Below are 13,144 nucleotides of genomic sequence, written 5' to 3'. Positions count from 1 at the left end.
TAACAGGAGATGTTCACATGGAAAAAACGGCTGCTGTATTTAAAAAAGATTTTACCCTGCAGGAACCCATCTGCGAAGAAGGGATAGAAAAGGCACTTGAAATTCTGAGATCGGGAAAAATCCACCGGTACAATATCGAGGCCGGAGAAGAGGGAGAGTCAGCCCTCCTGGAAAAAGAATTTGCCGCCTACATGGGCAAAAAATACTGCCTTGCCTGTGCATCATGCGGCAGCGCCATGTACATTGCCTTGAAAAGTGCCGGGGTTAAACCCGGTGACAAGGTGCTGTGCAACGCATACACACTGGCCCCGGTGCCCGGAGCCATTGAAAATACCGGTGCAACCATTGAACTTGTAGACATCACCGACGATTACACCATTGACCTTAATGATCTGGAAAAAAAAGCAGCACCTGCGGATGTCAAATGGATCATGCTTTCCCACATGAGGGGTCACATAACCCACATGGACCGCATCATGGAGATCTGCACCAACAATGGCCTGGTACTCATTGAAGACTGTGCCCACACCATGGGGGCCACCTGGGACGGGAAAAAATCCGGCAGCTTCGGCAAAGCAGGCTGTTTCAGCACCCAAACCTACAAACACATGAATTCCGGTGAAGGGGGGCTTCTGGTCACCGACGATGCCGATCTCATTGCACGGGCCATTATTCATTCCGGTTCTTACATGCTCTATGAAAGGCACACCTCAAGACCTGCCATGGCAACCTTTGAACCGTTAAAAACTATGATCCCCAACTACTCCAGCCGCATGGATAATCTAAGGGCCGCCATTTTAAGACCCCAGCTGCGGAATCTGGACACCCAGTGCCGACGATGGAATGAGCGCTATGATCTTCTGGAAAAGGCCTTGGTCGCCATTGACGGCATTACCTGTCCCGAAAAAGATCCAAGGGAAAAATATGTGGGCAGTTCCATCCAGTTTTCCCTCAACGGCCATGATGCCGGGACCATCCAAAATTTTCTGACAGCCTGCCTGGAAAAAGGGGTGGAACTTAAATGGTTCGGGAACAAGGAGCCCGTGGGCTTTACTAGTGCCTATGAGAGCTGGAAATACCTGGGAAATCTACCGGATCTGCCCAACACCCGACGGATTCTTGCCGTGATGTGCGACATGCGAATTCCATTGACATTTTCCCTTGAAGACTGTCAACTGATAGCTGAAATAATTGGTGAAGTTGCGCAAAAGGTTCTTAAAAAGCCTTAATAAACAGCCCCACACGCCATTCAGGCCACCATGCGCTGTGGTAAAAATGACATTTACATGTAAAACAATTAAAGACAACATCCATAACGGTCTGAACATCCAGTATTGTTTTTGATTTTCAGCCAAGGAGAAAAACATGAGCAAAAAAACAGTCAACACCGCGAATGCCCCCGCTGCCATCGGCCCTTATTCCCAGGGCGTTGTCACAGGTAACCTGTTGTTCACCTCGGGCCAGCTGCCCATTGATCCGGCAACGGGCAAAATCCCCGATGTTTCCATTGAGGACCAGGCCCACATCGTATTTAAAAACCTCACTGCCATTGCCGAGGAGGCAGGTACAAGCCTTGACAATGCCGTGAAAACCACCGTTTTTCTGTCGGATATAAATAACTTCCAGGCCGTAAACGGAGTCTATGCCCTTTACTTTAAAGAACCCTTTCCTGCCAGAAGTGCCTTTCAGGTGGCTGCCCTGCCCCTGGGTGCGGCCCTGGAAGTAGAGGCAATCTTTCAACTCTAAGAAATATTTAAGGAACCTTAAAAATGAACTTCACCAAATTTCCCAGAAGACACTATGTTAAGACTCCCACACCCCTTGAATCCATGTCCCGTCTGAGCAAGGCCCTGGGAGGCGATGTTAATCTTTACATCAAACGCGATGATCTGCTCCCCGGTGCCGCTGGCGGCAACAAGACACGTAAGCTTGACTTCTGCATCGCCGATGCCCTGGCAAAAGGGGCTGATGCTATAATCACCTGTGGTGCCGTGCAGTCCAACCACTGCCGTCTCACCGCCGCATGGTCCGCCAAGGAAGGTCTGGACTGCCACCTTGTGCTTGAAGAGCGGGTAAAGGGCTCCTACAAAAAAGAGGCCAGCGGGAACAATTTCCTGTTTGAGCTTTTAGATGTTAAAACCATCGGTGTAGTGGCCGCAGGCTCTGACATGATGGCAGAGATGACAAAAAAAGCCGAAGTCCTCAAAGCAGAAGGCAAAACCCCCTACATCATCCCCGGTGGTGCCTCCAACAGCATCGGCGCACTGGGATATGTGGCCTGTGCCGAAGAAACCATGAATCAGCTCAACGATATGCATCTTTCCATTGATCACATTGTGGTCCCCTCTGGATCTGCCGGTACCCATGCCGGTATGGTGGTGGGCATGACCGGTGTCAACGCAAACATTGCCATCTCCGGCATGAACGTATCCAGGCCCAAAGATGTCCAGGAAGAGATTGTATACAAACTGGCCGTTGAAACCGCTAAAAAAGTGGGAGTAAAAAGCGGTGTGGCCCGGGAAGACTTTGTGTGCTTTGACGGCTATGTGGGACCGGGATACGCCATCCCCACCGATTCCATGGTGGAGGCGGTGAAGCTCTTCGCCATGAACGAAGCCATCCTTCTGGACCCGGTATACTCTGGCAAGGCTGCTGCAGGACTCATTGATCTGGTGAGAAAAGGACATTTCCCCAAAGGGTCCAATGTGCTCTTCCTTCACACCGGTGGATCTCCGGCGCTGTATGCCTATCTGGATACTTTCAGATAATTCTAAATCAATACCCCCTGAGCTAAAGGCTCAGGGGGTTTCTTGCTGTTTTTCTATAATTGCCACGGGCAGACCGTCTTCTTAATCCGGCCTGCCCTCGGCCTGCCCAAAACAAATAATGAAAATAGCATTATGCCGCCGCCCCCCGACGGGCAATGGGCCCGGCCCGGAACCGTAGACGGACCAATTGGCCGGTTCCTATTGCCCGTCGGGGGGCAGCTCTGCTGAGGTAGACTTAAGGGCTACCTTTTCATATAAAAAAAAGACAGGATAATGAACCAGGAAAAAGAAAAAATTGTGGGTATTCTGGGCGGCATGGGCCCCGAAGCCACCGTGGATCTGATGCAGCGCATCATCCGCCTCACTCCGGCCACCGATGATATTGACCACATCCGTTGCATTGTGGACAACAATCCCAAGGTACCCTCCCGGATAAAGGCCATCATTGAGGGCGACGGGGAAGACCCAGGACCCTGCATGGCCGACATGGGCAAACGGCTGGAAACCTGGGGGGCAGATTTTCTGGTCATTCCCTGCAATACCGCCCATTTCTACTACGATGCGGTAAACCAGGCGGTGAACATCCCCGTACTTCATCTAATTGATTTGGTGGTGGAAAAAGTAAAAAATATCTACCACCAAAGCCGACAGGTGGGCATTCTGGCGTCTCCGGCTATCCGCATAACAGGGCTATACCAGAAACGCCTGGCACCCCTTGGCATTGAGCCGGTATATCCAGATCAAAAACACCAGGAAATCCTTTTCAAGGTAATCAAAGACGTTAAAGCAGGGAACACAGGAGCAGATGTTCTGGAACGGTACAAAGCTGTGTGCCGTAACCTGATGTCCCGTCAGGCGGGACATGCCATCGTGGCCTGTACCGAACTCAGTGCACTTGAAGGCCCTCTGCCCATGGACACCATGGATGCCGCAGAACTGCTGGCCATGGCAATTGTGGATGTGATCAAAGGGGGAAAGGAACTTGACAAAACACCATGAATATGATGTTGAACTCCAGGGAAAGAACAAAATTTGATCGTCGGGTAAAACGCGGTGATCACGCTTGATCACAACATCGGCCACTCTTGGAAGAGGATTGCCTTGAGCCGGTTGGGAGGAACCCACATCATCGCGGAAAAGGAGCCGTATTCTTTGGCTGGAAAAAAATCTTCCATGAAATCTCTCATGGCCTATGAAAAAATCAGAGACATCATACTTTCCGGCGAGAAACTGCCGGGAACCCGTCTTATCCTTTCGGATCTTGAGTCGGAACTGGGTATCGGCCGGGGTCCCATAAGAGAAGCCTTGATGCGACTGGATCGCTCCGGTCTGGTCAAAAATATACCCTACAAGGGTGCTTTGGTGGCCACTCCTCCCAAACAAAAGGAAATTCTTCATATCTACGACATACGTGTGGATCTGGAAGTCAAGCTGGCCCAGGAAGCCATGTCCAACTTGTCTCCAAACAATTTGGCTGAACTTGAGGCCCTGCACCGGGAAATGCTGGAAATCCCCCCCAACTATTACAGCCTGGATCGGCAATTTCACAATATCATCTACCAGGCTTCGGATCTGCCCCACCTGCACAGCATTGTAAAAAAACTGATCCTGCCCGTGGAAACCTTTCTCAATGCCTACCAGCAAAAAACAGAAGACTATCAGCGATTCAACCAAGAGCATGCCCGCATTATTTCCAGCCTGAAGGAACAAAACTCCCAGGGCCTTAAAGAGGCCCTGACCAATAACATTCAAGGCGGACTTGAAATAATTGAAAAAACCTACAGCAGGATGGTCAGAAGACCATGACGATCAGCCGGGGCAGGGACGGTCTCGGGAATGGTTTTCAATGTTGCCAAGAAGGCCTGAATCCGTTATGCCCCCCGGCCATATTTCGTCAAGGGAAGTGCCCCGGGATTCCTGAATGGAACCTCACAATCTTACCATTGTGGTTTCACTGCAAAACCACCTCTGCTTTTATACGGGTTTTAAGCGCCTGCATGAGCCTGTCATTAAAGGGATAAGTCACCACCCATGCGTTCAAGGGTGGGCATGGCCACAATGGTTTCCGTACTTTTAAGGGCCAGGCCCTGGGGATAAAAAGATCGTCTAAATTTTTTCCAGCCCATGGCCCGCAGACTCTGCTCCTTCAAGCCCTTTTCCAGACGATCCAGGGTCAAACCACATGCTGATGGAGGTGGATAAGGTTGTGGGCATAATGATGATCACCAGAAAAATCAGTACCAGCTTTTTCCGGATGGACGACAAAATTATTCCCTCCAGCAGTTTTTTAACCGGATTTCAATCAGCACCTGTTCAATGCCATGAATCTTTTTCTAAAATGCCAGTATGAACTTGGCATGCACCAAAGTAACCCACGGAGCGTGATCTTGGATTAAACCCTCCCATCAAGCAGTCATAAAAAAACCTTAGGCAACAAGTATCAATAACCTATTCATGAATGTGTTATTATTTTCAATAATAAGAATGAAATCAGTACTGGAACTGTAAATGTTATTTTTACTTAATATCTTAGTTAATCTAATACTTCTTATTCTTCACACACAATTACATCTATTTGCAATAGTTTTATATATGGGATAGTCTACATTGATTCATGATTAATTCCAAACAATTGCAGGAGCAGATATGTCCTTTAAAATTTCAAATCATTTTCTGATCAATATTTTCAAGGTAAAATCAATCTGCTCTCTGATGCTCATGGCCATTATTGTGTTCAGTACATTGATCGCCTTTGATCGCTTTGTCATCTATCCATCCTTTATTAAACAACTGGCCAATAATACGGAAAACGAAGCCCTAAGGCTTGCCAGACACCTGGCTCCGGAACTTCAACCATGGTTTTCCGGCCCCCAGAACCACGCAATTGATCCTTTGACCATGGCAAAACTGGAAAAGGTCCAAAAAGATTTTGAGCTTTTCAAGATTGATCTTTTTGATGAAAACGGACACCGTTTTTACTCCACCATGTCAAAGGATATCGGTCAACCCAATCACAATGGATATTTCACGGATATCGTAAGCCAGGGAAAAATTTTCAGCCGCATGGTGAAAAAAACAATCCTGTCCCTGGAGGGCCCCCCCATCAGCACAGATATGGTGGAAAGCTATTATCCCATCATGGGCGACAATAAATTTAGAGGTGCACTGAAACTTTACTATGATGTCACCACCCGAATCAATGATCTGAAAAAACAGATCCTCATCTCCATGGGCCTCATGTCGGGGCTTGCCCTGGCCCTTTCCATGATTATCCTTGCGGTTCTAAAGGAAATGGCCAGCACCATGGTCAAACAACAGAAAACACGGGAGGCCCTGGAGGCAAGTGAAGCCCATCACCGAGAACTGGTCCAGGGTGTCAACGGTATTATTGTTCGATTCAATACAGACTGTCGCATCCTGTTCCTGAACCGGTATGGGCTGAATTTTTTCAGCTTACAGGAAGATCAGATAAAGGATCGTCATCTGCTCGCCAGCCTTACACTTCCCTCGGCCCCAGGTAACGGCACCGGAAACATGGCTGACATGTTTGAAACACTGTGCCGGGCACCTGAATCCCTTCCCCATGATGAAAATCAACACATTGATAACAATGGAAAAGAAACCTGGATTGCATGGACCAACAAACCCATCAGAAATGACCGGGGTGACATTGTTGAAATTTTGTCCATAGGCATTGACATCACCCAGCAGAAAAAAACGGAACAACGTATCCAAGAACTGTTGAACAATACCATGCACATGATTAAAAGTATGCCCTTTGGTATCATCATCGTAGGCAAAGACCGCACCATCCGCAGCGCCAACCAAGTGGCCCTGGAGCTTATGGGTGTCAAAGACGAAAGCGATATTGTGGGTAAAATATGCCATAACCGCATCTGTCCGGCAGAGAAATGCAACTGCCCGGTTCTGGATCTCGGGCAGACCGTGGACAGTTCCGAACGCATACTCATTGGGAAGGACAACAGATTGATTCCCATTATCAAAACCGTTCTTTCAACGGTCCTTGAAGGCGAGGAGGTTCTGCTGGAAGCCTTTGTGGATATTTCCGAATTGACCCAGGTGAGAAATGACCTGGAAAGTGCCAATTTAAAGCTGGAGATCGCCCTGGCAGAGGCCCGGATCATGGCAGACAAAGCAGGTATTGCCAACAAGGCAAAAAGTGAATTCCTGGCCAACATGAGCCATGAAATCCGCACACCTCTAAACGGGGTCATCGGCATGACCCAGATTCTAATGGATACGAATCTGCAGGAAAATCAACGCAGATATGCCCGAATCATACAGAACAGCGGCACTTCACTTTTAAATATCATCAATGACATCCTGGATTTTTCTAAAATCGAAGCCGGAAAACTTGAAATGGAAACCATTGCCTTTGATCTTAGGTCTCTTTTAAGCGATTTTTCCGCCATGATGTCCCTGAAAATTGAAAAAAAAGGGCTGGAATTTATCTGTTCTGCCAGCCCCGGCGTTCCCTCCAGGTTATTGGGGGACCCCGGCAGGCTGCGCCAGATATTGATCAACCTGGTGGGCAATGCAATCAAATTCACCCACCAGGGAGAAATTTCAGTACAAGTCAGTATTGTCTCTGAAACCGCAAAACAGGCCATACTGCAGTTTTCTGTGAAAGATACGGGCATTGGTATTGCTCAGGAACAGCAAAAAAAACTGTTTGAAAGCTTCTCCCAGGCAGATACTTCCACCACCCGAAAATATGGGGGGACCGGACTGGGATTGAGCATTTCCCGTACGCTTTGCCGAATGATGGGAGGAGACATCCATGTCAACAGTGAAAAAAATCTGGGATCTGAGTTCTGCTTTACGGCGAAATTTAAAAAACAGCCGGGGCAAGAACACCCACTTCCCCCGGCACAAAAGTCGGATCTCAAGGGGGTGAGAGCCATGGTTGTGGATGACAATGAAACCAATCGCCAGGTGATCTCCACCCAACTTAAGGCCTGGGCAATGATCCCCACCAGCTACCCCGACGGCCCCTCGGCCCTTGAGGGTCATGCTGAAGCCACTAAAAAGGGGCAACCCTTTGACCTGGCCATCCTGGATATGCAGATGCCGGAGATGGATGGGTTAACCCTGGCACACTTGATACAGGAACAGCAGGGGCCGAAACCTCACCTGATCATGATGACATCCGTGGGGCAGGTCGGTGATGCCAGACGATTTAAAAAGGCCGGTTTTGCAGCATACCTGGTAAAACCCGTGTGTCAACAGGATATTCTGGATACCCTGGCCACCGTTGTTTCAGGAAAACCTCCTTCCACGGAACTTTACCCCATTGTCACCCGGCACACTGTCCGGGAAATGCGCCGTAAAAACATCCAAATACTGCTGGCCGAGGATAATCTAGTAAACCAGCATGTGGCAATAAAATTTCTGAAAAAAATAGGACACACCGGAGTTGATACGGTGAAAAACGGCAAAGAAGCCCTCAAAGCCCTTGCAACCACCCCTTACGACCTGGTGCTCATGGACGTTCAAATGCCGGAAATGGATGGAATTGAAGCCACACGCCGCATCAGGAATATTCAGTCCGGATGTCTCAACCACGCCGTTCCCATCATCGCCATGACGGCCCATGCCATGAAAAGTGACCGGGACAGATGCCTTGAAGCCGGTATGAACGATCATATCGCCAAACCGGTAAATCCGGAAACTCTGGCCACAACCATTGAAAAATGGTTAAATTAGAAATCCTGCAACAGATGCCCGATATTCAACGATTGCCGGTTGAGCCGAAGCCCCCTTGTCCCCGAAGGGTTTCCGACAGTTCCCCGGACACCTGAAGTTCAGGACGCAACACGGGCATGATAACCATCTGGGCAATTTTCATACCGGCAACCACATGAAAGGGTTCCCTGGAATGATTGATCAGGATAACCCCTATTTCCCCACGATAACCCTCATCAATGGTTCCCGGGCTGTTCAAAACAGTGATGCCGTTTTTATATGCCAGGCCACTGCGGGGACGAATCTGGGCCTCTGTGTCCGGGGGCAGTTCAATTTTGATCCCCGTATGAACCAGGGAGAACTCCCCCGGTGCCAGTATCAGGGTATCTACGGAAAAAAGATCCAGCCCGGAATCATCTCTATGGGCGTACCGGGGAAAAATGGCATCTTCTCTGGTTCGGGTTATTTTCAGTATAGTTTTATTCATTAAATCACCCTGCAAAATAGCCCATGATGCAGGGTGCGTTCCCATTTTTCTTGCATCATCGCACCATTCTATGAATCCAATTTTCAGGCAAGCCTGACCCCATGCCCCGCCAACTGTGACGGGGTGCCAATTTTGCGATCAGGCCCTGATCAAGGCCTGATTATCTGATAAAGTTAGTTAAAACCTTGGCCGCCTGCTCCGGTGCCGGCACCTGTTTTTTACCGACCTCCATGACTTTCATCAACCATGCCATGTTTCTTCCCAGCACTTCCATGATCTGTTTACCTTCAGCATCCTGCTCCATTTCACCGGGATTCATCCCATGGGCCACGTTCCAGTAGTTAGAATTGGGCATGATCATTTCAGAATAGATGATATAATGATTAAGTTCGTCCATGGTGGGAACACCACCGGATCGCCGCACCGCAGCCACAGATGCCCCCACCTTGTGCCGATACAAATTGTTGTTGGTGGTGGCCACAAAAAAAGCCCGGTCCAGGAAGGATTTCATGGTACCGGCCACCCCGGAGAAATGCACCGGAGAACCCAGAAGGATGCCATCGGCTTCTTTTATTTTCTGTACCCATTCATTGACGGGATCATCGTCAATAATGCATTTTTCATTCTGATTCTTGGCACAGGAAAAACAAGCCATGCATCCCCGGACCTTTTCCTTACCCACATGAATAAGCTCGGTTTCTATTCCCTGTTTTTCAATTTCTCCCAATACCGTATTAAGACAACCGACCGTATTTCCCTTTTTCCTTGGACTGCCGTTAAATGCGACAACTTTCATACGTATGCTCCTTTAAATTCTTAACTATAAACTTCAACAACTTCCAAGCAGGCAGTGTCAGCGACCACTTTTTTGATGGGCTTAATCATAACATGGAGCAACGGAGCCAGGCTTGGGTTATTATTGGACGCAGTGATGATCCGGCCCCATTTCAAAGTCATTGGCCACCATAAAGCAAAAATCAAGCATCCTTTTGTGAAGGAGAATCAAGCAATTCGCAACCCGTTATTTTATATTGGGTAACTACATTTCGGCCATTTTTTTTGGAATGATAAAGTGCAACATCGGCTTCATGGATCATCTGGAGGTAATTTTGAATATCGGATCTAAACTGAACAACGCCGAGACTGATAGATGTTTTTATTTCAACATCATGAAAATGGGTAACAATTCCTTCTATAGTTCGGCAAAGTCTTCTGGAAAGGTTTGACGCCATTTCCAGGTTGGTCTCCGGCAAGAGAATAATGAATTCTTCTCCACCGTAGCGACCCAGAATATCTGAAGCCCGAAGCTGATTCTGCAAGGTTGCCGAGACATTTTTCAGGACTTCATCCCCTGCAAGATGCCCATGGGTATCGTTTACAAGCTTAAACTTATCGATGTCGCAAAAAACAATGGAAAACTCATTGCCATATCGCTTGGCCTTGTCAAACTCAAGCTCAATTTGCTTTTCCACATAGGCCCTGTTATACAACGAAGTCAGGTTGTCGTGATTGGTCATCTGTTCAAGGGTTCTGTTAATATCGTTGATCTCGGCAAATTTCATCTGAGAGATGACCACATCTGTCATATCATGGATGGCGATACAAACATAAACTTCTCCGGTCAATTCATTTTTCACAGGGATAAATGTACAATCCTGGTGCATAAAATCAATATTTTCACCTGTCATCATACTCTTATGATGAAACCGAAAAAGATAGGGTTTCTGTCTCCACGAAACAAACGCATAGTTCTTGATAAGCCGCACACTTTTTAGTTTTAATTCAAGCCACTGCTCGGGTAGATAGGCAAAAACATCAAACAGATTTTTCCCCAGCAGATCAGCTTCATCAATACCGCTGTGTTTTGCCATGAATTGATTCCAGACCACGATCCTGTTTTGGTCGTCAAGAACGGTCATGCCGATATTGATATGATTAAGGATATTATATAAAGTTTGGATATTGTCGATGCCCATATAATTCATAATTCTGACAACAGTTTATCAAGGGACTTGTTAACAGCTTTGATGGCCGCTTCGGAAATAAAAATCAACAAATCACTCTTAAAGGATTTTTCCTTAAGGTTAAAAGTTATTTTGGAAAGAAGGGTATAGTCCCACTTTATATTTCGTCGCTTAAAGGTCTCATAGGCGATGATCCTCAATTCTTTATGCTCAGATAACAGCTCCGGTGACGAAAAGGTCATCCCCTTGTTAAAGAGCTGTGTTGATATGCTGTTAAGGCATGCGCCCACCATCAAATTACTCAACTCAAGCATGAAGTCCATCTCTTCAACGAGATTCATCTGGTTGGAAATACCAAGAATTTCAGAAAAACGCTGGCGGGTTTCATCATTAAAAATAACAATGGCTTCCCCTTCCAAAAAGGCGGCATTATAAAAGGTCTGCCTGAAAAGGGTTACCTTTTCCGTTTCCCCGAAAACGCTTTCTTGAAGCACTTTTTCTGCCAACTTTTCCGCTTTAACAATCTGAATGTCAGGAACAGACAGATCCACAAAGGACTTCAGGATAGAAGCCAGATCACTTCCGGCCTGTCCCATGGCCAGGTTGACCACCTCTTTCAGCATCTCATATTGATCTTCAGTCAGGTCAATGCTCATTTTATCATTCCAAGATCCTTTAAGATTTTAGTCAAAGGGACGATGTTCAGTGGACGCTCTTTTTTAATATATCCAATGGCACCAAGGGACTTGACAATTTCTTCCGCCTGGGGCTGAATATCTGCAGTTAAAACGATAACATTGGCTTTAATGCCCTTTGCTTGTAAAGTTTCAAGGACCTCATATCCTGTCTTTTCAGGCATGGTCAAATCCAGAAAAACCAGGCTGTATTCAAAAGCGTACAAACACTCCAGGGCCTCATTGCCATTAGCCGCTTCCGTAATATTGAGTTCATGATTATTAAAAATCGACGAAAGTTCTTTTGCAATAACCTTTCGCATAATTTTGGAATCATCAACCAGCAAAATTGACATAGTCATACTGTTTACCTCTGTATTTCATATATACCGCAACGAGCTGTTGAAGCGTAACCCTTGAAGCGTATTTTAATAATTTAGATCTATCAATTAATGTTCAACTTTTTTGTGCCCATCACACAAGCCTGACCCCTACACACGATAGGAAGATACATCAATTGCTGTTATTTTGGCAAGATTAACATAAAAATTGCTTGGACAAATCAAACTCTGAACCCATCCCAAGATGGACAGATTGTGGCCATCCCCTCGGTTATTGCAGCTGAAACCCCTTTATATGCTCAATAAGGTATTGAAACTTTTTCAATAATATATTACGGGATTTCAGATAAATATTGATGTGATCATTCAGAATATCCAGCTCCGAAAATAACGCCACAAGATGTCCCTCCTCCAACTCCCGTAATACGGTATATCGGGGGACAAAACCCACTCCCATGTTGCAAAGAGCCGCATTGATCATTCCTCGAACATGATTAATGCATGTGACCCGATCAAAAAGCACCTGTTGATCCAGGGGAAGAATATGGATGAAATTACCCCACCAGGCAAGTTCTTTATCCTGGGAAAAAACATTGCACCGTGCCAGATCTTCCACCGTGGTGATGTTATGCCTGCGAATGTAACGGGGTGAGGCAATTACCACATACTCCTCTTGAAACAAGGTAATGGTCTCAAGATCCGGCCGGACATGGGGTTTACAGTCAATGATAAGATCCAGCTCATCATCCAGAAGAGGTTGAAACAGATTATGACTCAAGGTAAAATCAACATGAATATCTGGATGGGCTTCAAAAAACCCCTCCATACCCTTCAAGAGCACACTGACCCCGAATTCCACCGTGGAACCCACGCGGATAAGTTCCGGATATTTTTTTGTCTTCATCAGAAGATCCCGGGTTTTTTCAACCTCGGAAAAAATCTTATGGCAGCTTTTAAACAAAATCTTCCCTTCACTGGTCAGGGCAAAGGCATTCCTTTTCTTTTCCACCAGGGTAAGGTTCAGGCTCTCTTCCAGGTTTTTAATGGCATGGCTCACGGCGGACTGGGTCACAAAACGTTTCCGGGCACATTTGGAATAACTTTTCACCTGGGCCAGCACATAAAACGTGTTCAGTTTATTCAAGTCCATAATATTTCTCTCTTCTGCCCCATATTTCGTTTATCTCGTTCATTGCCATGTCGG

Annotated in this window: 13 protein-coding genes; 6 read left to right on the top strand and 7 right to left on the bottom strand. The window is 46.9% G+C overall.

All coding sequences use genetic code 11. The features are described from left to right. The first annotated feature begins 17 nt into the window (after positions 1-17). From ACYQ2M_RS03800 to ACYQ2M_RS03780, 5 genes are all read left to right on the top strand, one after another. Complete coding sequence (locus ACYQ2M_RS03800) at positions 18-1,229, top strand: DegT/DnrJ/EryC1/StrS family aminotransferase (protein WP_459914989.1); 1,212 nt, start codon at positions 18-20, stop codon at positions 1,227-1,229. Positions 1,230-1,365: 136 nt separating this feature from the next. Further along, the gene (locus ACYQ2M_RS03795) at positions 1,366-1,746 is read left to right on the top strand and encodes a RidA family protein (RefSeq protein ID WP_459914988.1); all 381 of its coding nucleotides are present in this window, start codon (positions 1,366-1,368) and stop codon (positions 1,744-1,746) included. Between the two features lie 23 nt (positions 1,747-1,769). Continuing rightward, positions 1,770-2,768 carry a D-cysteate sulfo-lyase gene (cuyA, locus tag ACYQ2M_RS03790; RefSeq protein ID WP_459914987.1) on the top strand — a complete coding sequence of 333 codons (999 nt, stop codon included), beginning with the start codon at positions 1,770-1,772 and terminating at the stop codon, positions 2,766-2,768. 273 nt (positions 2,769-3,041) lie between these two features. Next, positions 3,042-3,767: a cysteate racemase gene (gene cuyB / locus ACYQ2M_RS03785; RefSeq protein ID WP_459914986.1), complete on the top strand. Its 726-nt coding sequence runs from the start codon at positions 3,042-3,044 to the stop codon at positions 3,765-3,767. Between the two features lie 174 nt (positions 3,768-3,941). Beyond that, positions 3,942-4,574 carry a GntR family transcriptional regulator gene (locus ACYQ2M_RS03780; protein WP_459914985.1) on the top strand — a complete coding sequence of 211 codons (633 nt, stop codon included), beginning with the start codon at positions 3,942-3,944 and terminating at the stop codon, positions 4,572-4,574. A gap of 203 nt (positions 4,575-4,777) precedes the next feature. On the opposite strand, the gene ACYQ2M_RS03775 is transcribed toward ACYQ2M_RS03780, so the two are convergent. Then, positions 4,778-4,945, bottom strand: a complete 168-nt coding sequence (locus tag ACYQ2M_RS03775; protein ID WP_459914984.1) for a hypothetical protein — start codon at positions 4,943-4,945, stop codon at positions 4,778-4,780. A gap of 469 nt (positions 4,946-5,414) precedes the next feature. Between ACYQ2M_RS03775 and ACYQ2M_RS03770 the strand changes: the two genes are divergently transcribed. Beyond that, complete coding sequence (locus ACYQ2M_RS03770) at positions 5,415-8,495, top strand: response regulator (RefSeq protein WP_459914983.1); 3,081 nt, start codon at positions 5,415-5,417, stop codon at positions 8,493-8,495. Positions 8,496-8,520: 25 nt separating this feature from the next. Here ACYQ2M_RS03770 and dut read toward each other — a convergent pair whose 3' ends face one another. The 6 genes from dut to ACYQ2M_RS03740 form a co-directional block, all read right to left on the bottom strand. Continuing rightward, complete coding sequence (gene dut / locus ACYQ2M_RS03765) at positions 8,521-8,961, bottom strand: dUTP diphosphatase (protein WP_459914982.1); 441 nt, start codon at positions 8,959-8,961, stop codon at positions 8,521-8,523. 160 nt (positions 8,962-9,121) lie between these two features. After that, a complete protein-coding gene (locus ACYQ2M_RS03760; RefSeq protein WP_459914981.1) occupies positions 9,122-9,757 on the bottom strand; it encodes a flavodoxin family protein in 636 nt (211 codons plus the stop codon). A 181-nt stretch (positions 9,758-9,938) separates the two neighbouring features. After that, on the bottom strand, positions 9,939-10,937 hold the full coding sequence (locus ACYQ2M_RS03755) for a GGDEF domain-containing protein (RefSeq protein WP_459914980.1): 999 nt from the start codon (positions 10,935-10,937) through the stop codon (positions 9,939-9,941). Positions 10,938-10,942: 5 nt separating this feature from the next. Further along, positions 10,943-11,581, bottom strand: coding sequence for a hypothetical protein (locus ACYQ2M_RS03750; protein WP_459914979.1), 639 nt, complete (start codon positions 11,579-11,581; stop codon positions 10,943-10,945). Beyond that, positions 11,578-11,961: a response regulator gene (locus tag ACYQ2M_RS03745; RefSeq protein WP_459914978.1), complete on the bottom strand. Its 384-nt coding sequence runs from the start codon at positions 11,959-11,961 to the stop codon at positions 11,578-11,580. The genes ACYQ2M_RS03750 and ACYQ2M_RS03745 overlap by 4 nt, the downstream gene beginning before the upstream one ends. Before the next feature lie 250 nt (positions 11,962-12,211). Continuing rightward, a complete protein-coding gene (locus ACYQ2M_RS03740) occupies positions 12,212-13,090 on the bottom strand; it encodes a LysR family transcriptional regulator (protein ID WP_459914977.1) in 879 nt (292 codons plus the stop codon). Positions 13,091-13,144: the final 54 nt, after the last annotated feature.

It is taken from the genome of Desulfocicer niacini (genome assembly GCF_054657595.1).
Note: the sequence above shows the minus strand (reverse complement) of the source record. Positions and strands in the feature narration are given on the sequence as shown.